This window comes from Peteryoungia desertarenae, assembly GCF_005860795.2.
Classification (GTDB): domain Bacteria; phylum Pseudomonadota; class Alphaproteobacteria; order Rhizobiales; family Rhizobiaceae; genus Allorhizobium; species Allorhizobium desertarenae.
In genome coordinates this window covers 689,586-708,533 of sequence record NZ_CP058351.1, presented here as the reverse complement: position 1 = coordinate 708,533, position 18,948 = coordinate 689,586, and the positions used below count along the sequence as shown (strand labels likewise).

General features: G+C 60.7%; 19 protein-coding genes and 1 pseudogene. 9 read left to right on the top strand and 11 right to left on the bottom strand.

Features of this window, described 5'->3' with window-relative positions:
- The 5 genes from FE840_RS20615 to FE840_RS20595 all read right to left on the bottom strand — a co-directional run.
- The coding region (locus FE840_RS20615) for a type II toxin-antitoxin system VapC family toxin (protein ID WP_179028227.1) at positions 1 to 372 on the bottom strand (372 nt) is incomplete at its 3' end.
- Positions 369 to 617 (bottom strand): type II toxin-antitoxin system VapB family antitoxin, encoded by a 249-nt coding sequence (locus tag FE840_RS20610; protein ID WP_138287566.1) that lies wholly within the window; start codon positions 615 to 617, stop codon positions 369 to 371. The genes FE840_RS20610 and FE840_RS20615, both read right to left, overlap by 4 nt.
- 168 nt (positions 618 to 785) lie before the next feature.
- Positions 786 to 1,877 (bottom strand): D-TA family PLP-dependent enzyme, encoded by a 1,092-nt coding sequence (locus tag FE840_RS20605; protein ID WP_138287567.1) that lies wholly within the window; start codon positions 1,875 to 1,877, stop codon positions 786 to 788.
- Positions 1,874 to 3,355, bottom strand: coding sequence for a M81 family metallopeptidase (locus tag FE840_RS20600; RefSeq protein WP_138287568.1), 1,482 nt, complete (start codon positions 3,353 to 3,355; stop codon positions 1,874 to 1,876). Before FE840_RS20600 ends, FE840_RS20605 begins: the two co-directional genes overlap by 4 nt.
- 36 nt (positions 3,356 to 3,391) lie before the next feature.
- Complete coding sequence (locus FE840_RS20595) at positions 3,392 to 3,883, bottom strand: general transcription factor IIF subunit 2 (protein WP_138287569.1); 492 nt, start codon at positions 3,881 to 3,883, stop codon at positions 3,392 to 3,394.
- A gap of 112 nt (positions 3,884 to 3,995) precedes the next feature.
- On the opposite strand from FE840_RS20595, the gene FE840_RS20590 reads away from it, so the two are divergent.
- The 7 genes from FE840_RS20590 to FE840_RS20560 are packed head-to-tail and all read left to right on the top strand — an operon-like array spanning position 3,996 to position 11,503.
- Positions 3,996 to 4,382 carry a RidA family protein gene (locus FE840_RS20590; protein ID WP_138287570.1) on the top strand — a complete coding sequence of 129 codons (387 nt, stop codon included), beginning with the start codon at positions 3,996 to 3,998 and terminating at the stop codon, positions 4,380 to 4,382.
- Positions 4,383 to 4,398: 16 nt separating this feature from the next.
- Positions 4,399 to 5,262: a MurR/RpiR family transcriptional regulator gene (locus tag FE840_RS20585; protein ID WP_138287571.1), complete on the top strand. Its 864-nt coding sequence runs from the start codon at positions 4,399 to 4,401 to the stop codon at positions 5,260 to 5,262.
- Positions 5,263 to 5,294: 32 nt separating this feature from the next.
- On the top strand, positions 5,295 to 6,071 hold the full coding sequence (locus tag FE840_RS20580; RefSeq protein WP_138287572.1) for an SDR family oxidoreductase: 777 nt from the start codon (positions 5,295 to 5,297) through the stop codon (positions 6,069 to 6,071).
- A 25-nt stretch (positions 6,072 to 6,096) separates the two neighbouring features.
- Entirely contained in the window at positions 6,097 to 8,028 is a 1,932-nt protein-coding gene (locus tag FE840_RS20575; RefSeq protein WP_138287573.1) for a beta-N-acetylhexosaminidase, read from the top strand.
- A 12-nt stretch (positions 8,029 to 8,040) separates the two neighbouring features.
- The gene (locus tag FE840_RS20570) at positions 8,041 to 9,480 is read left to right on the top strand and encodes a M81 family metallopeptidase (RefSeq protein ID WP_138287574.1); all 1,440 of its coding nucleotides are present in this window, start codon (positions 8,041 to 8,043) and stop codon (positions 9,478 to 9,480) included.
- A 56-nt stretch (positions 9,481 to 9,536) separates the two neighbouring features.
- On the top strand, positions 9,537 to 10,760 hold the full coding sequence (locus FE840_RS20565) for an MFS transporter (RefSeq protein WP_138287575.1): 1,224 nt from the start codon (positions 9,537 to 9,539) through the stop codon (positions 10,758 to 10,760).
- The gene (locus FE840_RS20560) at positions 10,757 to 11,503 is read left to right on the top strand and encodes a copper homeostasis protein CutC (RefSeq protein ID WP_138287576.1); all 747 of its coding nucleotides are present in this window, start codon (positions 10,757 to 10,759) and stop codon (positions 11,501 to 11,503) included. The genes FE840_RS20565 and FE840_RS20560 overlap by 4 nt, the downstream gene beginning before the upstream one ends.
- Positions 11,504 to 11,560: 57 nt before the next feature.
- On the opposite strand, the gene FE840_RS20555 is transcribed toward FE840_RS20560, so the two are convergent.
- Positions 11,561 to 12,274 (bottom strand): glycerophosphodiester phosphodiesterase, encoded by a 714-nt coding sequence (locus FE840_RS20555; protein ID WP_246318959.1) that lies wholly within the window; start codon positions 12,272 to 12,274, stop codon positions 11,561 to 11,563.
- A gap of 195 nt (positions 12,275 to 12,469) precedes the next feature.
- Between FE840_RS20555 and FE840_RS20550 the strand changes: the two genes are divergently transcribed.
- Together FE840_RS20550 and FE840_RS20545 are read left to right on the top strand one after the other, a co-directional pair.
- Positions 12,470 to 12,826: a TA system antitoxin ParD family protein gene (locus tag FE840_RS20550; RefSeq protein WP_138287578.1), complete on the top strand. Its 357-nt coding sequence runs from the start codon at positions 12,470 to 12,472 to the stop codon at positions 12,824 to 12,826.
- The gene (locus FE840_RS20545) at positions 12,823 to 13,410 is read left to right on the top strand and encodes an ATPase (protein WP_138287579.1); all 588 of its coding nucleotides are present in this window, start codon (positions 12,823 to 12,825) and stop codon (positions 13,408 to 13,410) included. The genes FE840_RS20550 and FE840_RS20545 overlap by 4 nt, the downstream gene beginning before the upstream one ends.
- A gap of 96 nt (positions 13,411 to 13,506) precedes the next feature.
- On the opposite strand, the gene FE840_RS20540 is transcribed toward FE840_RS20545, so the two are convergent.
- The 5 genes and pseudogenes from FE840_RS20540 to FE840_RS20520 all read right to left on the bottom strand — a co-directional run bounded on the left by FE840_RS20540 (position 13,507) and on the right by FE840_RS20520 (position 18,947).
- The gene (locus tag FE840_RS20540) at positions 13,507 to 14,304 is read right to left on the bottom strand and encodes a sulfite exporter TauE/SafE family protein (RefSeq protein WP_138287580.1); all 798 of its coding nucleotides are present in this window, start codon (positions 14,302 to 14,304) and stop codon (positions 13,507 to 13,509) included.
- Positions 14,295 to 15,164, bottom strand: a pseudogene (locus FE840_RS20535) (MBL fold metallo-hydrolase); the annotation flags it as partial. The pseudogene FE840_RS20535 and the gene FE840_RS20540, both read right to left, overlap by 10 nt.
- Positions 15,165 to 15,421: 257 nt before the next feature.
- The gene (locus tag FE840_RS20530) at positions 15,422 to 16,336 is read right to left on the bottom strand and encodes an ABC transporter permease (RefSeq protein ID WP_138287582.1); all 915 of its coding nucleotides are present in this window, start codon (positions 16,334 to 16,336) and stop codon (positions 15,422 to 15,424) included.
- Complete coding sequence (locus FE840_RS20525; RefSeq protein ID WP_138287583.1) at positions 16,333 to 17,433, bottom strand: ABC transporter permease; 1,101 nt, start codon at positions 17,431 to 17,433, stop codon at positions 16,333 to 16,335. The genes FE840_RS20530 and FE840_RS20525 overlap by 4 nt, the downstream gene beginning before the upstream one ends.
- Complete coding sequence (locus FE840_RS20520; RefSeq protein ID WP_138287584.1) at positions 17,430 to 18,947, bottom strand: ABC transporter ATP-binding protein; 1,518 nt, start codon at positions 18,945 to 18,947, stop codon at positions 17,430 to 17,432. The genes FE840_RS20525 and FE840_RS20520 overlap by 4 nt, the downstream gene beginning before the upstream one ends.
- Between the last annotated feature and the right edge of the window lies 1 nt (position 18,948).

The following is an 18,948-nucleotide window of genomic DNA, read 5'->3' as shown; positions in this document are numbered from 1 at the left end:
GTCCGTTTCTGCGAAGTCTTTGCCCTTGAACAGCAGCGGTTCATCGAGATCCCTGGCGAGAGCGTAGGCAAAACAGTCGCCAAAGTTCAGTCCGGCCTTGTGCCTGCCCTTGCCGAAATCGAGGAATGCCTGTCGGGCGAGATTGCCTTGCTCGACTGTCACTGGTTCGATGGTGATTGCTGCTCGGCGGAAGAAGGCGTCGACCTGCCTCATCCCCTCGGGGCCGAGCTGCTTTTCGATGACCATGGATAACTCGACAAAGTTTGCAACGCTGATCCGCGTTTTGGGCGCGCCATGGATCAGCCTTGTGAAATCGGTAGCCTCCGGTTCACCATACAAGATCGCAACCATGGCGGAGGTGTCGACAATCATTTCGGCAGGCCATCCTCGTCATAGAGCAGCTCGGCGTGATCGGCATATGGCCGTTTCAAATGCATTGCAGCTCTGTTCGCGATCGTCAAAAGCTCGTCGACTGACGCCTTGCCTTTCTGCTTTTCAAGTTGTGCATAGCGCTCGCGCAGAGCATCGGTGACAACGCGGCTCATGCTTTGCCCTGTCGCACGGGCGATGGCGTGAGCGAGGCGATGCGCTTCGGGATCTTTGATGTTGAGACTCATCGCGTTATCCAGTTCTACCCGTCCGTCCAGAATTCTACCATTCTACCAAACTGTGCGGCTGTTTTGAAGGCTACATGCAACAAGCTTTCAGTTACGCGTCAGAACGGAGTGCAACTGGGTGTGTTACGAAACCGCCTTTCCGGTCAGGCTCTTCTTATTGGAGCGATCCTACCAGACCAAACCGCGGGCTGCGACCTCTTCCACACGGGTGACGATCCCGTCGCGGTGGAAGGTCATGGCGTCGAAGAGGTTCGAGACGACGCAGGTGTGGTTCGGGATGATCCTGACCTTTTCGCCGATCTCCGGGCGTCGCCCCTGAACCTTCGACAGATCGACAGTGCCGTGCTCCTCGGAAAGACCTGTGATGACCGCATCCGGGTACTCGACGATCATGCCGTAGTCGGCGAAGCCGAGGAGGTCAGAGGTCAGGGCCTTGGAGCCGGCGTCGAGGATGGCGCGACCCTCTGTCGGGCGAGAGACGACGGTCGCCAGGATGTGCATGGCGCAGTCGTCTAGGCTGCAGTGGCCGGAGCGGGCCATGGCCCGATCGTTGTAGACATAGGTGCCGGCACGGTGCTCGGTCGCTGAGGTCACCTTGTGCGCGGAAAAGAGGCTGGGCGTGCCGCCATTGGAGACGATGGGGCAGGGGATGCCTCGGGCAGCGAGGCCGGCGAGGGTGGCCGCGAAGAAGGCTTCCACCGCCTCTTCTGTATCGGCCTTTGGGTAGGTCAGGATGCCGCCGAAGGTAAGGCCGGGGGCAGCCGTGATCGTGTCTGCGAGTGCTATGGCTTCTTCGGGGGTCTGGACGCCGCAGCGTCCGCCGCCCGTGTCGCATTCGACGAGAACGGTGAGTGGCCGGGTCTGGGAGAACGCGCATGAGAGGCCGCGCACCGTCATTTCGCTGTCGGCAACGACCTTCAGGCCGGAAATGCGGGCGTTCAGCGCCGCCAGCCGCTCCAGCTTCTCCGCGCCCAGGATGTTGAAGGTGATCAAGAGGTCCTCGAAGCCGGCAGTGGCGAAGATCTCGGCCTCGGTGATCTTCTGGCAATTGATGCCCTGCGCGCCGGCCTTCACCTGCTGGCTGGCGATCGCCGGGATCTTGTGGGTCTTGATATGGGGACGGAAGGCGAGGCCGTTTCTGTCCATATAGGCCTGCACGCGGGCGATGTTCGCGGCGAGCTTCTCTTCGTCGATCAGTGGCAGCGGCGTGGAGAGTTCGGCAATCCTCTGGCCGATCCTGGGGCGGGGGAGTTCCATCATGCGGCCTCGCTGCCTTCGGGTGTCTTGTGCGGATTGGCCATGATCGGCCAGATGTCACGGCGCACATGGCGATAGGCGGTCTTGACCGGATCGTTCGGATAGGGCGTGCCAGCGGCGCAGTAGAGGATCTCCGAGGCGATCTGCGAGAAGGCGGCATAGAAGTGGTTGGTCGACTTGATGACCAGCAGATGCTTCGTCCTCGGGTCGATGCCGAGCGCGGTGAAGAGCGACGGATCGTAGCTCTGGACGCGGACAGAGCTCAGGATGATGTCGATACCCTCAAGCCGGATATGGGCGGCATCGCCAAAGGGGGCGATGCTGTCGCCGAAGCGCATCTCGGCATTCGGCACCACCTTGACCACCCTTACCAGGCCATCGATCGGCTGACCGGTACCGGGGGCCGATTTTGCGCCGAAACGCAGCGGTATCTCGGCGCCTTCGCCTGCCGCCATGCAGATCTGCACCGCGATCGGATCCCAGATCATACCGACGGCAGCGTTGGTGACGCCACGCGCCAGCATTTCCTGAAGGATCACGGTGGCGTCGCCCGCCGTGCCGCCGCCGGGATTGTCCCACATGTCGGCGATGACGACAGGGCCTTTTGGGTAAGCCAGTGCCTGATCAAGGGCCGCCTTTTCGTCGATCTGCGGCATCATGAAGGTACCGCGCTTGGAAAAGAGCTCAAGGCCGAGGTCGCGTGCGAGCATCGCGCCCTTGTCGGGATTGCCGTTGGTCACCGCGATTGTCTTGGTGCCCATCTCCGGCACGTCGCCGGCCATGAAACCATGGATGACGGAGAGCGACAGAACCTCCGGATCCGCCCTCTCTATGGCCATAAGTCTGTCAACAAAGCTGCGCATGGGTTCGCGCGAGGTCGGGAAGACATCGATCATCCGGCAATCGAAGACCGACATCACCGGCTTGACCCGGCCTTCCAGCGTATCGACGGCGATCCGCCAGAGATCTTCGGCGCGATCGACGAAATCGGTATGCGGAAACTCCTTGAAGACGACGAAGAAATCGGCGGCTGCGACGCGTTTTGCCGTCAGGTGGCTGTGCGGATCGAGTTCTGCGCAAAGAAGACTATCCGGGCCGAGGATCTCGCGGATGCGGGTCAGGAGATCGCCTTCCGGGTCAAGATAGCCGTCGGCCACCATGGCGCCATGCAGGCCGAGCACGACGGCGTCGACGGGCATGGCCGCGCGCAGCTGGTCCAGGATTTCGTCGCGCAGGCTCTCAAAGGTCTGTCGGTTGACGAGGCCCGCCGGATCCGCCCAGGTCGCCGTGCCCTCGATCAGCGTCCAGCCCTTGTCACTGCAGACCTTGCGACCGACGGTGATCGGCGCGGTGCAGAGCGTTGGGGTCGGGGGATGCTTGCCCGGAGGCGCATAGAGCGAATCCTCGAAGGCGCGCCGGTCGATGCAGATCGGGGAGAAGGTGTTGGTTTCCGTTGCAAGCGCGGCGGTGAAGATGCGCAAAAGCCGACCTCCAGGTCTCAAGGGTTGGGGGCGGTTTCAGCGCTGGCCCATCGGATTGGGCAGATAACCGGTGAAGCCGGAAATTTTCCAGCGGCCTTCATGCAGGCGGCAGTAATAGAGCGTCTGCCAGCGCATGACGTCGATTGTGCCATCCGCCTTCTTGATGCCGCCCTCGAACTTCTTGCGCACGAGCGCGGTTTCACCTGCGATCTCGATTTCTTCGAGTGTCGTCGTGGTGAAGATCGCAGTGCGCGGGTCCTCGCCGTAGGTCTGGCCGGCGAAGTCATGGGCCTGTTTCAGCCACTCGTCGCGGTAAGCCTCAAGATTGGGGAAGGCGAGCGTCCACTTGTCCGGATTGTCCTCGCGATTGCCGCTGATGCCGATGAAGCCGTCCTCGATGAAGTCATGGGCGACCATCGCCCAGTCGGCGGCGAGGAAGGCATCGATGTCGCGGGGGACGAGCATCTCCCAGATGGCGTGGCGGGCTTCGTCCGTTGCTGGAAACGGATTCTGGAATGGGTTGCGCATTTCTTCCCCGCTTTTAAATTCTTTTCATGAATGTCGATTTTGTCTGGTCAAAATCGGTTTTTTGTGGTCGCTTGTCAACGATCGAAGAAAATAATTTGCATGAGAGGTGTCCATGACGATCAAGCGTTACGGGGCCGAGAAGGCGGGTGCGGGTGGCCAGCGACTGCCCTTTGCCCGGGCTGTCGAGGCCGATGGCTGGCTCTATGTCTCCGGCCAGGTGGCCATGGAAGACGGTGAGATCATCGCGGGCGGCATCATCGAACAGACCCACAAGACGATCGCCAATGTCATCGCCATTCTGGACGAGGCGGGCTATGGGCTCGAGCATGTCGTGCGCTGCGGCGTGTGGCTGGATGACCCGCGCGACTTCTGGAGTTTCAACAAGATCTACCAGCAGTATTTCGGCGAGCACCCGCCAGCGCGGGCCTGCGTCCAGGCCTCGATGATGGTCGATTGCAAGGTCGAGATCGACTGCGTAGCCTTCAAGCCTTCGAAATAAGAGAGAGGGCAGGGCATTGGACATTTTCGCGCGCATCCAGGAAGAGGCAGGGCAGTTTTCGGCCTCCGAGCAACGCATCGCGGATATCCTGCTCAATTCTTTCGACTTCGCGGTCAATGCCTCGATCATCGAGCTCGCCGAGAAGGCGGAGGTCTCTCCGCCGACGGTGACGCGCTTCTGCCGTCGTCTCGGCTGCAACAGCTTTGCCGACTTCAAGGTCAATCTCGCCCGCACGGCCTATGTCGGGGTGCGCTATCTCAACCCGGAGGCCCAGAGCACGGAGCCGGCCGATGTTGCGAGTGATGTGATCACCAAGGCGCAGAACGCCATGTTCATGGTGCATCGGGCGCTGGACCCCGCCATTCTGGACAAGGTGGCGGATCGGCTGGCGCGCGCCGAGATGGTCTATGCCTTCGGCTCCGGCGGCAATTCCTCGATGATTGCGGGCGAGATCCAGAACCGCCTCTTTCGTCTGGGCTCGCGGGTCACGGCCTCTGCCGATCATAACATGCAGCTGATGCTGACGGCCGCCGCACGTTCCAACGATGTGCTGATCGGTTCCTCGTTTTCGGGGCGCAATGCCGAGCTGGTCAAATGCTTCAAGCTTGCCCGCGAGAACGGCATCACCACGATCGCGCTCACCCAGAGCCAGAGCCTCGTTGCCGAGGCGTCCGAACTCGTCATCGGCATCGATCTGCCGGAAGGCGAAAACATCTTCCGGCCGACCTCGACGCGTTTCGCCTATCTCGCGGTCGTCGATGTGATCGCGAGCCTGGTTGCCTATCGCAATCGCAAGCAGTCGCAGGTGACGCTGCGCCATATCAAACAACAGCTGGTCGAACACCGCGATGGTGACGACCGGCAACTTCTCGGAGACTGATCCCATGCCCGCATCGATATCGGAGACCTGCCGTGACGCCTAAGGTTGCCGTCGTGACCGGTGCTGCCGGCGATATCGGGCGGGCGATCGCCAGGCGTCTGGCTGACAGCCATGATCTTGTGGTTCTGCTGGATCTGGATTCCGCGGCACTGGATCGCGCGATTGCGGAGCTTGGGAGTGATCCGCGTTTCGTGCCGCTCACCTGCGACGTGACGAACGAGACGGATCTGGCCGAGACCGCCAATCGCGTGGCCGGCCATGGGCTGGTCCATACGCTCGTCAACAATGCCGGCGCGGCAAGGGCCGTCAGCCTCGGCGACACCGATGGCGAGATCTGGCGAAAAGACAATGCCCTCAATCTCGAAGCGCCCTTCCTCTGCTTCCGCGCTTTTGAGGAGGCGCTGAAGGCGTCCAGGGGCGCGCTCGTCAACATTTCCTCGGTCAATGGCATGGCCGTCTTCGGTCATCCGGCCTATAGCGCGGCGAAGGCCGGGCTCATCCATCTGACCAGGCTGATTGCCGTCGAATACGGCAAATACGGCATCCGCTCGAATGCGGTCGCGCCCGGCACCGTGCGCACCCAGGCCTGGGAGGCGCGCGCTGCTGCCAATCCTCTAGTCTTCGAGGAAGCCAAGCGCTGGTATGCGCTGCGCCGGATCGCGACGGCCGAGGACATCGCCAATGCCGTGTTCTTCCTGTCGAGCGATCAGGCGGCGGCCATTACCGGCGTGTGCCTGCCCGTCGACTGCGGGCTGACAGCCGGTCAGGCCGAGCTCGCCCGAACCTTCTCGCAATCCGACAATTATTGATACCGAAAAGCCCGGAGCATTCCCCATGGCAACAGACGTTCAGTTTCGCCTCGAAAACGCGTGGCATCCGGTGGAAGGCGACGCCTGTGGCGCCTTCGTCTTCACGCTGGTCAATCTCTCCGATGTGGCGCTTGCCGATTTCAAGCTTGCCTATACGTCGCTCACCCGCGTGAAGGACCTGGAAGAGCCGATCCTCGAGAATGCCGTCTTCCTGAAGCGCAACGCCAATTTCCACCAGTTCGTGCCGCCGGCGGGCTTTGTGCTGCAGCCGGGTGCTTCATGGACCTTCCGCGTCGGCGGCTTGTGGCGCGCGGCCAAACACCGCACAGACGGGGCGAAATCCGCCTATCTCACGCTCTCGACCGGTCAGCATGCCGCCGTTGCAGTGGCTGACCTGATGCTCGGCGGCGGTGACAGCGCCCCTCCGCCACCGCTTCTGCCGGAGGGGCAGGTCACGCAGCCTTTCGCCATGCTGCCCTGGCCGGTTTCCGCCGAGCTCGTGGCAGGCGAAGGCTTGCCCGTCGCGCTCTATCCCGCCAGCGGTTCGTCTCTCCTCGAGCTGCGGGAAGTCGAAAACGTCTTGCGGCTCTTCTGCCGCCTCTTTGCCGCCGGTCATGCGCCTCTGTCTCTTGCGCCGGTGCACCAGGGGCGGTCGATCACCTTCCGTGCCGACGAGGCCCTGGGCGCCTCCGCCTACACGCTCAACTTTGCCGCTGACGGTATCGCACTCGCCTATGGCGATGTCGCCGGCCTGCAATATGCGCTCACCCTGCTTGCCCAGATGCTGCATGGCGCCCGCACGCAGCCGGGTAGGTTCCGCTTTCCGGTCTCGGGCACGATCACCGACAAGCCGCGTTACGGCTGGCGCGGTTGCCATCTCGATGTCTCCCGCCAGTTCTATCCGGTCGCTGACGTCAAGCGGCTGATCGACATCATGGCCTGGTTCCGGATGAACACTTTCCACTGGCATTTGTCCGACGACGAAGCGTGGCGTCTCGAGATCAAGGCCTTCCCGCAGCTCACCACGATTGGCGTGTTGCGCGGTCCCGACGAACCGCTCCTGCCGCAGCTCGGCAATGGTGCCGAGCCGGTCGGTGGTTTCTATGCCCAGGACGAGGTGCGCGACATCGTTGCCCATGCGGCAGCTCTTCAGGTTGAGGTGGTGCCAGAGATCGACATCCCCGGCCATAGCACGGCGATGCTGGTGGCCCTGCCGGAGCTGGTCGATGGCCAGGAAGCACCGGACAGCTATCGCTCGGTGCAGGGCTATCCGAACAATGCGCTGAACCCGGCGATCGAATATACCTATGAGGTGCTGGGCAAGGTCTTTGACGAGATGGTCGCGCTCTTCCCGTCAAAGCTCATCCATGTCGGCGGCGACGAAGTGGCGGCCAATACCTGGATGGCGTCTCCGCTCGCTCGAAAGCTGATGGAGCAGGAGGGGATCGAGGGGACCTTCGGGCTGCAGAGCTATTTCATGAAGCGCATCCAGAAGATGCTGGCCGAGCGCGGTCGCAAGCTTGCCGGTTGGGACGAGGTCAGCCATGGCGGCGGTGTCGATCCCGACGGCACGCTGCTGATGGCCTGGCAGAAGCCGGAGGTCGGGCTGGAACTGGCGCGGCAGGGCTATGACGTCGTGATGACCCCGGGACAGGCCTATTATCTCGACATGGTGCAGGACGAGTCCTTCCAGGAACCGGGTGGCAGCTGGGCCGGGACCGTGCCGCCCAAGCGCACCTATACCTACGAGGCGGTCGCCGAGTTTCCGGCCGAACTCGCGCCGCGCATGCGCGGTGTCCAGGCCTGCATCTGGTCGGAGCATTTCCTCAGCCGCGACTACTTCAACCACCTCGTCTTCCCGCGGCTTCCGGCCATTGCCGAAGCCGCCTGGACGCCGAAGGAAAACAAGGACTGGCTGCGCTTTGCGGCAATCGTCCGCCTGAGCCCGCGTTACTGAGGACTAAGCGCCATGAGTTTCCGCATCGCCGTCGGCGGTATCCACACCGAATGCTCGACTTCCTCTCCCGTGCTGATGCAACCCGACGATTTCCGTGTGCTGCGCGGGCCGGACCTGCTGGCACATGAGTATTTCGACTTCCTCGAGGCCGAGGGCGTCGAACACCTCCCGCTGCTGCATGCACGTGCGGTTCCCGGTGGGCCGCTGGCACGCGCCACCTATGAAGGGTTCAAGGCGGAGTTCCTTGAGCGCTTGAAGGCTACACTGCCGATCGACGGGCTCTATCTCGCCATGCATGGCGCGATGAATGTCGAGGGCATGGATGATGCCGAGGGCGACTGGATTTCGGCGGCGCGCGCAGTTGTCGGGCCCGATGTCTCCGTCGCGGCGAGCTACGACCTGCATGGCAATGTCACCCAGAAGATCGTTGACCAGCTGGATATCTTCGCCGGGTATCGCACGGCCCCGCATATCGATGTGCGCGAAACCATGGTGCGGGCCTGGTCGATGCTGGTGCGGGCGCTGAAGACCGGCGAAAAGCCGGGCATTGCCTGGGCGAAGGTGCCGCTTCTTTTGCCCGGCGAGCGAACCTCGACCGAGGACGAGCCTGCGAAAAGCCTCTATCTGAAGCTGCCGGAGCATGACGCCGTCCCCGGCATCTGGGATGCCAACCTGATGGTGGGCTATGTCTGGGCCGACGAGCCGCGCACCACGGCCTGCGCCGTCGTCACGGCAGTGGACAAGGCGGCGGCGGAAAAGGTCGCTGCTGCCATCGCCCAATCCTATTGGGACGCGCGGGAGGATTTCCGCTTCGGCCCCGTTACGGGACCGCTTGAGGACATGCTCGACATGGCCGAGCGCACCGAGACGCGGCCGGTCATTCTGGCGGATTCCGGCGACAATCCGACCGGTGGAGGGGTGGGTGATCGGGCAGATGTGCTCAAAGCGCTTCTGGCCCGCTCGATCGATGACGTCCTGATTGCCGGCATCACCGATCGTCCGGCCGTCGAACGCTGTTTCGCAGCCGGTGCCGGCGCGCGGGTGTCGCTCAAGGTCGGCGGTTCGCTCGATCCGGCAAGCCGTTGCGTCGAGGTGGAGGCGGATGTCGTCTTCCTCGATGATCCGGGCCCGGCTGCCGAGCAACAGGCGGTCGTCAGGATTGGCGGCATCACGCTGGTGCTCGCCGCCCGACGCCGGCCCTATCACAACATTTCGGATTTCACCCGGCTCGGGCTCGATCCGACCAGGGTGCGGCTGCTTGTCGTCAAGTCCGGCTATCTCTCGCCCGAGCTTGCGCCACTCGCCAACCCCAACCTGATGGCGCTGACGGATGGCGTGATCAACCAGGACATCGAGAACCTGCCGAGCCATCGCCGCCATCAGCCGAGCTATCCCTTTGTCAAGGATTTCAGCTATAGACCACACGTCCTCTATTCACGTCGCTTCCCCTGAAGGCCATGCGGTCCTGCAGGCTCCGGCTTGCATGACCCAACCCTGATTGCCGCACCATGTTGTCGTCCTTTTCGGTCGTCTACCAACAAAAGCCTATCCGGATCAGCGCGCTCGCCATCTTCTTTTTCGGGTTCACCGGAGCCGCAACGTCACCCTATATGTCCCTGATCGGCATCCAGGAACTGGGCCTGTCCGACGCGCTCTATTCCCTGCTGATCTTTGCGGCTGCGGTCATCAATGTCAGTGCCAGCGTGACGGCTGGCATTGTGGCTGACCGTCTTGGCAACTTCCGCGCTCCCATGCTTCTCGCGGCCTTGTTTGGCATTGTCGGTTTCGGCATGGTTTATCTGATGCCGACAGCCTTGGTCTTCGCCGTGGCGACGCTCCTGTTCATTCCCGTGTTCGGCGCAACCAATTCGCTCATCTTTGCCAATGTCCGCGCCGTTGCAAGCGGCATGTCCGCACGGGACCTGATTGCCGTCAACTCGGCGATACGCGCAGTGCTGTCTGCCTCATGGGTCCTTGTGCCGGGCCTTGTCGGCTTTGCCCTTGCCGGCGGCCCCAGCATGTTGCCGGCCTTCCTCGCAGCAAGCCTTGCCTGTTTCGTCTGCCTGATGCTGTTCTGGTTCGGGATCGATCGCAAGCCCCCAGCTCTCGATCCCGGCAGGGTGCATCACTCTTTCTTTCGCTCGGTGCGTGATATCGGCTCGAGGCATGTCTTGCCCCGGCTTCTGGCAATATCGTTGATCTCGTCTATGCTGCATGCCAATGGCACGATCCTGCCGCTCATCGTCACCGGCAAGGCTGGCGGAACACCGGCGGATGTCGGCGTGATCGTCGGAATCGTTGCATTTCTCGAAATCATCTTCATTCTGTTCTGGGGCTGGGTCGAAGTGCGAACGTCAACGGTTATCACCATGGGCGTGGCCGCCTTGATCTATTGCGCCTATCTTGTGTTTCTGGGACTGGCAGACAGTCCTCTGGACGTCTACATGCTGACGCTGATCAGTGCACTGGGCGCGGCCGGCATCATTGCCATTCCGATCACCTACCTGCAAAACCTGATCGCAGATCGTGCAGGCCTTGGCAGTTCCCTGATCGCCGTGAACATCTTTATCAGCGGCGGTCTGGCTTCGCTTCTCTTTGCACTTGGGACCAGCCTCAGCGACTATGCCGGAACAGCCATGATTTCGGCTCTGGCGGGCTTTTGCGGCGTTGGTCTCCTGTGGTTTCTGGATCGACCATGGAGCAAAGCCGCGCAAGATCAGGGGGCAGCATGACGATTGATGAAGGGCCAGTACGGCGTGCTTTTCTGCTTGAGGTCTGCGTGGACGATGCAGAGGGACTGGAAGCTGCAGTCAGGGGCGGCGCTGACCGGATCGAGCTTTGCTCTGCGCTCGGTTCGGGAGGCCTGACGCCCTCCTGTGGCTTCATGCAGATGGCTGCCGGCGCCCCGGTCCCGGTCCATGCCCTGATCCGACCGCGCATCGGTGACTTCTGCTATCGCGCGAATGAGGTCGACCTGATGATCGCCGACATCCATCAGGTGCGTGAAGCCGGATTGGCGGGTGTCGTCATCGGCGCAACAACACCGGATGGCGCCCTCGACGAGGCGGCCCTCACCCGACTTGTCGAAGCCGCGGCAGGTCTCGATCTTACCCTCCACCGTGCCGTCGACATGGTTGCGGACGTCGACAAGGCCCTTGATCTTGCCATCGCGCTTGGCTTTTCACGCGTGTTGACCTCTGGCGGAGCCCGTCATGCCGAAGCAGGCCTTGCGCAGATCGCCGCGCTGGCATCCCGGGCACGGGGTCGTATCTCGATCATGCCGGGAGGCGGGGTCAGGCCGGAGAATGCCTCTCGTTTCCTCGCGATACCCGGCATCGCCGAGCTCCACGCCTCTTGCAGCCAGCTGCGGATCAGCGATCCCCGGATGGTGGATTTCGGTTTCTCTCCAGCGCAAGTGCGCCAGACCGATGAGGAGACTGTCAGAGTGATGAAGGCCGCGCTGGACGCTGTCTGAATTCAGCCAGCAAAGATGCAGTTGAAAGGTTTTTGAAAGCACTGCTTCATTTTCCGATCATGCATGTAGCGCTTTCCTCGCCAGAACGGGATCATTGACCAGAAAGCCTGAAATCCCGGCAACAACATGGGCGCGGAGCCTGGCCGGCTCGAAGTCTCCGACATCGCGACCGGTACCCCATCCTCCGGTTGTCATCCATATGGGATGACGAGCCTCGCGGAGCCGCCGGATCCTGTCTGCATCAGCCATGCTTTCCCACAGCCGCAGGATTGTACCGCCCAGAGCAAAGAAGGCATCATCCTCTTTCGGCTCACCGTTCAGAAGCCCGAGTATCCTGACCGAGCTCCGGCGGCGGACAAGTTTCAACGATTCCAGACTGTGAAGGCCGAAAACGAAGCGGTCCTCGTTGGCCAGACAAATTTCGAGAAGGGCTTCCAGGCTTTCCGGCCTTTCGTCCTTGATATCGAGGAGAAGCGGGATGTTGTCTGGCAATGCGTGGATGGCGCTGAACAGTTTTGGTGCCACAGGTTCACCGTGGACCTGAATTCGGTCTATCTCTTCATGATCCGTCTCCATGATCAACCTTGCATCAGCGGCCAGCCGCAGATCCGGATCATGGGCGCAGACAAAGACACCATCGCGTGTGCGCCGCACATCGACCTCGATCATGTCGGCACCCGCCTTGATTGCCGCCAGCCAGGCAGGCAAGGAGTTCTCGCGATAGCGGGCGGAGTAGCCTCGGTGGGCGATGATATCTGATGGGGTATTCACGGCAGGACCCTGTATTGGTGCAGACCAAGGCAATCGGTAGCAGAAGAGGTATTGCTGGACCATGATTCGACTTTCAGCAAATCCATGGAGCATCGGTCGGAGGTTTCAACCCCGACGGTTCCTCGTCCTTCCAAACCAGGCAACTTGAAACCGAGGTAGCATTTTGCTACCTTTTGATCAGATATGGAGGTCAAAATGGCGCAGTCCGTCAAACTGTCGGAGGATGTCATGGCGCTGGTGCGTCGTGAAGCTGAACTTCAGAGCCGTTCCGTCGCCGGACAGATCACCCATTGGCTGAAGATCGGGCGTGCCATCGAGCATTCGGGTGCCTTGGATCACAAGCGGATCCTGTCGGCACTCGAGGCGAAGCTCGATACTGTCGAGCTGACGGCAGAAGAAGAGGCGTCCTGGCTTGACGCATTTACAAACAAGATGGCCGAAGCGGGGCCGGATGAGAAGGCCTTCTTTGCCAAACGGCAGAAGCTAGGGCTTGGTGTCGGTCTGGATGCCGGCGGCAATCTCATTCATGGCGAGAGTCATCCAGGCAGATGAGGCCAAGCCTCGTGCTGCTGGCCGGCCCCAATGGTGCCGGCAAATCAACGCTCTACCAGACCCGCGTTGCGCCCAGCTTCGCGGGTCCCTTCATCAATGCCGACCTTATCCAGCGCGACGAGCTGAGAGATCCGTCCTTGGGCGCTGCCTACAAGGCGGCAGAGATTGCTCAGCAAAGGCGGATGGAGCATCTTGCAACGGGCAGGAGCTTTGCGACAGAGACCGTCTTTTCCCATCCGTCGAAACTTGACTTCATTCAGGATGCGCGAAAGCATGGCTATGTCGTGATTGTCATGCATGTCGGCATCGAAGGCTCCGATCTTTCCGTCGCGCGCGTAAAGGGTCGTGTCGTCGAAGGTGGTCACGATGTTCCCGAAGCCAAGATCCGTGAGCGCTATGACCGGTCACAGCCATTGATCCGCCAGGCGATCCTGAAGGCCGATCGAGGCATGGTCTTCGATAATTCCAGATTGAATGCTCCGCCTGATCAGGTCCTTGTCTTTGCGAATGGCCGGCTTGTCCAGGCGGCTCCCTATCTGCCGAAATGGGTCTTGTCACTCTATGCGGATGACCTGACGATTTGAGCGGGAACCCGATGCGTCGTGGCAAGGTTGCCTTTCATTAGGCCCTTGCCAACCGCCTCAAGTCCAAGTGGGACTGCCGCCAACAGGGCACATTTTTCAAAACCAACCGAACGAAAGCCCGCTCCGGTAGAGCATATACATTGCCACCACCACAATCACGCCGGCGAAGATCCGATTGAGCAGATTGCGGGTCTTCGCAAAACGGGTTGCAAGCAGCATGCCGCCGATCCCGCCAATGATGCCGCCGCCGATGAATTCCGCAGCGATCTGCCAGTCGACCAGACCCGAGGCGGCATAGTTCAGGGCGGTTGCCAGGCCGAAAGTACCCACCGCGAAGAGGGAACTGCCCACGGCATTGATCATCGGCATGCCCGTTGCAAAGATCAGCGCCGGAACAATGAGGAAACCACCCCCAATCCCGAAGAAGCCGGAGGCAGCACCCGCCAGAACGGCAATGGCCCCCGTCTTCATGCATGTCACGCGGTCAATCTTGCCGCCACCTTCGAGGACGAGTTTGCGTGGCTTCATCATGAAGGCCGCAACGATCAGCATCAGAAGGCTGAACAGGAACAGGAGGCTTTCCCCATCGAAGGATTTGCCAAGCGTGGACCCACCCAGTGCACCAAGTGTACCGGCGCCAGCAAAGACAAATGCGCAACGCCACCAGACATGCCCCTTGCGCGCGTGGCTGATCAGGTTGACATAGGCATTGATCGATACCGCCAGCGCACTTGTCCCGATGGCAATATGCGGCTGGCTGACGCCAACGACGTAGAGCAAGAGCGGCGTGGCAAGGATCGAGCCACCACCACCGATCAGGCCGAGGGCGAAGCCGACCAGCCCGCCCGAGCCGATTGCCGCCATCCATTGGGGAACAAGGTCAATCATTCCCATGCGGCTCCTGACAGGGCATTCATCGGGATCTTGATATAGCGCTGTCCATTGCTCTCGGGTTCCGGCAAGCGGCCGCCACGAATATTCACCTGCAGAGCATGAAGGATCAACTTCGGCATCGGCAGGGTCTTGTCGCGGGCATCCCGCAGACTGACAAACTCGGCTTCGGTCTTACCAACAATGTGCGGGTTCTTCGCCTTCTGCTCGGCAACGGTGCTTTCCCAAAGTGGTTCCCGTCCACCCGGTTGGTAGTCATGCCCTGTAAACAGACGGGTCTCATCGGGTAGAGAGAGGATTTCCTGGATGGAGGCCCAGAGCCGTTTGGAGCTGCCACCTGGAAAATCGGCGCGCGCCGTACCGCTGTCAGGCATGAACAGCGTATCATGGATGAAGGCTGCATCCCCGATAAGATAGGTGATGGAGGCGAGTGTGTGACCGGGTGAAAACAACACCTGTACCTCGAACGAGCCGACCTTGAAACGATCACCGACCTTGAAGAGACGGTCCCAGAACGCGCCGCCGACGGGAAAGTCCGGCCAGTTGTAAATCTCCTTCCAAAGAGACTGCACCTCGACAACATGCTGACCAATCGCGGTGGGTGCGCCGGTCTTCTGCTTCAGATAGCTGGCAGCCGAAAAATGGTCGGCATGGGGGTGTGTGTCGAGGATCCATTCGACCTTAAGGCCCTTTTCGGAAATGTAATCGAGTATCCGGTCGGCATTCAGCGTGGCTGTCGCCCCTGACTTTTCGTCATAGTCGAGCACCGGATCAATGATGGCGCAAGAACCGGTCGCGGGGTCACTGACGACATATTGCACGCTGGATGTGCGTTCGTCGAAGAATCCCTTGACCTCTGGTTTGTGGTTCATCATGCGTCCTTTCTTCATAGGCTGATGTCACGATCGGGACAGGCTGCCTTGACTGCTGAAACGGCACTGTCAGGCTCCTGTTCCAGATACATATAGTTATATATATGTTTATTGAAAGTGGCTATCGACGCAACCAGACCCCTTGGGATCTTTCGCTGCCAACACTTGCGTGATCTGCTGCTGTGAACCTGATGGGGCTCACAGAGCTGACGGCAATGTCTGATCGAAGGGAGTGCTGGAAGTCTTTATCAGCTTGGCTTGAAGGGCTCACCAAGAGATGCCACGCCATTGAGCTTGAGCAGTCGCCGGTTAGACGCAATGACGCCAAGCACGATGATCGTTGCAAGATAGGGAAGGCTCGCGAGAAATTGTGAAGGCAGGGCAACCCCGCTTGCCTGGGCAGCCAGTCCGGCAAGCGAGACGGCACCGAAGAGGCAGGCACCGACAAAGATGCGGCCTGTCAGCCATGTTCCAAAGACGACAAGGGCAACGGCAATCCAGCCGCGCCCGGCGATCATGCCGTCTGCCCAGAGCGGTGTATAGACGGTTGAGGCATACGCCCCTGCAAAGCCTGCCATGGCCCCGCCGAAGGCAACGGCCGCCGTGCGGATTGCGGTTACCGGATAACCGATCGAATGGGCAGCCTTCGGGTTTTCCCCGACCGCCCGCAGGATCAATCCCAGCTTGGAATGGGCAAAGCAGGCCCAGATGGCGAATGTCGCGAGGAGAGACAACCAGACGATGATATCCTGGACAAAGAGCCTTCCGACAAGGGGAAGATCCGACAGAAATGGAACGGCCAGCTGCGGCAATCCCTTGATCGTCAGGCTTTCATAGGTCTTGCCAAAGAGGGCAGAAAGACCCTGGCCCAGAATGCCGATCGCAAGTCCCGCCGCAATCTGGTTTGCATGCAGACCAAGCGAGACGAAGGCAAAGACCAGAGCCAGCATTGAGGCGACGAGCCCTGCAGCGACGAAGGCCATCAGATGCCCGCCGCCGTGATAGACGATGATGAAACCGATCGCGGCCCCCAGCGCCATCATCCCTTCGATCCCGAGATTGATGACACCGGTTCGCTCGACAACGAGCTCACCAAGTGCTGCCAGAAGAAACGGGGTTGCTGCCGCCAGCATGCCGGCGAGGATGAACTCGATCGCACTCATGGCATGCTCCCCTTGGCTGGATCCGGCCAGACCAGGCGATAACGGACGAAGGTCAGTGCCATCAGATAGGCAAGCAGCAGACTTCCCTGGAATACGCGTACGGCGGCGATCGGCAGATCGGCCGAGACCATGGCATTGTCGCCACCGATATAAAGCGCAGCCATCAGCAGGGACGAGAATACGATGCCGATCGGATGCAGCGCACCAAGATAGGCCACGATGATCGCCGCATAGCCGTAACCGGTCGAGATGGAGCGCTGCAATTGCCCGATTGGCCCGGCGACCTCGGCGGCCCCGGCAAGGCCTGCCGCAAAGCCGCCGATCAGCAGCGACAGCCAGATCGCACGACCTTCGGAAAATCCGGCATAAGTGGCTGCCCTTGGCGCAAGCCCACCCACCTGAAGCGTGTAACCGATGAAGCTGCGCTGCATGAAGATGAAGGCGCAGCCTGACAGGAAAAGGGCAATCAGCAGGGAGACATTGACACGCGTACCTTCAAACAGAAGCGGGATCATCGCATCATATTGAAACATGACCGATTGCGGGAAATTGAAGCCGTTGGGATCCTTCCATGGTCCGAGCAGCAGGTAGTTCAAGATCTGGACCGCGACGAAGCTCAGCATCAACGAAACAAGGATCTCGTTGGCATTGAGACGCACACGCCAGAAGGCTGTGATCGCTGCCCAAGCAAGGCCACCAAGCGCGCCCATCAGCAACATGCTCGGCCAGATCCATTGCCCTGTCGCCTGCGGATACCAGACCGGAATGGCCGAGGCGAAGATGGCGCCAAGTATGAACTGGCCTTCGGCTCCAATATTGAAGACCTTTGCGCGAAAACCGATGGCCAGACCTTGTGCAATCAGGAGGAGGGGTCCCCATTTCAGCAGGACCTCGGAGAAGGATGCCCACGAGAGGAAGGGTTCAAGCAGCATGGCGTTGAACACGGCAATCGGGCTCTTCCCCATCACCATATACAGCAGGAGGTTTGCAACCGTCGCCCCGGAAAGGGCGATCAATGGTGCAGCGATCTGCATTGGAAGCGAGGCGCGCTCACGACGGACAAGACGGGGCAGGGTAAATCCGAAGAATTGTGTCATTCGGCAGCGACCCCGCGATCCTCGGCGCCGATCATGTAGCGACCAATGTCTTCCAGCCTGGTCACACTCGTCTCAAGCGATGGCGAGAGCTGCCCGTTGCGCAGCACGTGGATGCGATCGCACAGTTCGAAGAGCTCCTCGATCTCTTCGGAGATGACAAGGATGGCCAGCCCGTCATTGCGAAGCGCGATCAGTTTCTGGCGTATCGCGGTGGCCGCGCCAATATCGACGCCCCAGGTCGGCTGTGCGAGGAAGAGCAAAGTGGGGCGCAACATGATCTCGCGGCCGACGATGAATTTCTGGAGATTGCCACCGGACAGGCTTCCAGCTTCCGCCTCGCTTCCGGGCGTGCGAACGTCATAGTCGCGAATGCAGTTCCTGGTGAAGGCGGCGGTTCTTTCCTCGTCAATCAGGCCACGGTTCAACAGGCCAAGAGAATGAGCTGTCAGCAGGCTGTTGCGGGTCAGCGACAATTCCGGGACGGCACCGCGTCCCAGCCGATCCTCCGGAACAAAGGCAAAGCCCAAATGTCGACGTCGCGATGGAGAAAGATCTCCGACGGGTTCACCCATCATCTGAACCTGTTCGCGGTCCAGCTCAGGCAAAAGGATCTCTCCCGATATCAGTGCGGAGAGCTCTGCCTGACCATTGCCCGAGACGCCAGCAATGCCCACGATCTCACCGGATTTGACCGACAGCGACAGGTTTGTCAGTGGCATCGCAAAAGGATCATCCGGCTTGTAACTCAGTCCGATCAGCTCGAGCTTCACTTCTCCCGGTGGCATGGGTTTGGCCGGCAGCGTTTCGGGCATGTCGCGCCCGATCATCATCCGTGCCAGATCATGCGCATCGTGATCGCGCGGATCGACATTGCCTGTCACGACGCCGCCCCGCAGGATTGTTGCGCGATCACAGATGGCCCTGATTTCTTCCAGCTTGTGGGAGATAAAGAGAATGGAGACACCGCGATCGCGCAGTTTTCGAAGAGTCTCGAACAGTTTTTCCACCGACTGCGGTGGCAGAACGGAGGTCGGCTCATCAAGGATCAGAAGCTTGGGGTCGGTCATCAGGCATCGAATGATCTCCACCCTCTGGCGTTCGCCGACGGACAGGGCATGCACATGGGCATGGGGATCAACAGAAAGGCCGAAATCCTCACCAAGCGTCCGGATCCGTTCGACCAGATGACTTGTGCTGCCGGATACGACCAGCCGGATGTTCTCGACCACGGTCAAGGTTTCAAAAAGGGAGAAATGCTGGAAGACCATGCCGATGCCCTGGCGGCGGGCAGCGGCCGGTGAGGCAAGGCTCAACGGCGCTCCTTCCCAGGACATGTCGCCTTCATCAGGCGCCTCGACACCATAGATCAGCTTCATGAGCGTCGATTTGCCGGCGCCATTCTCACCCAGAATGGCATGAATCGATCCATGCGCCACGTCCAGGTCAATGGCTTGATTGGCCCTGACCTGTCCGTAGCTCTTGGATACCTTTCTCAGAGAAAGGAGGTTTGCCATG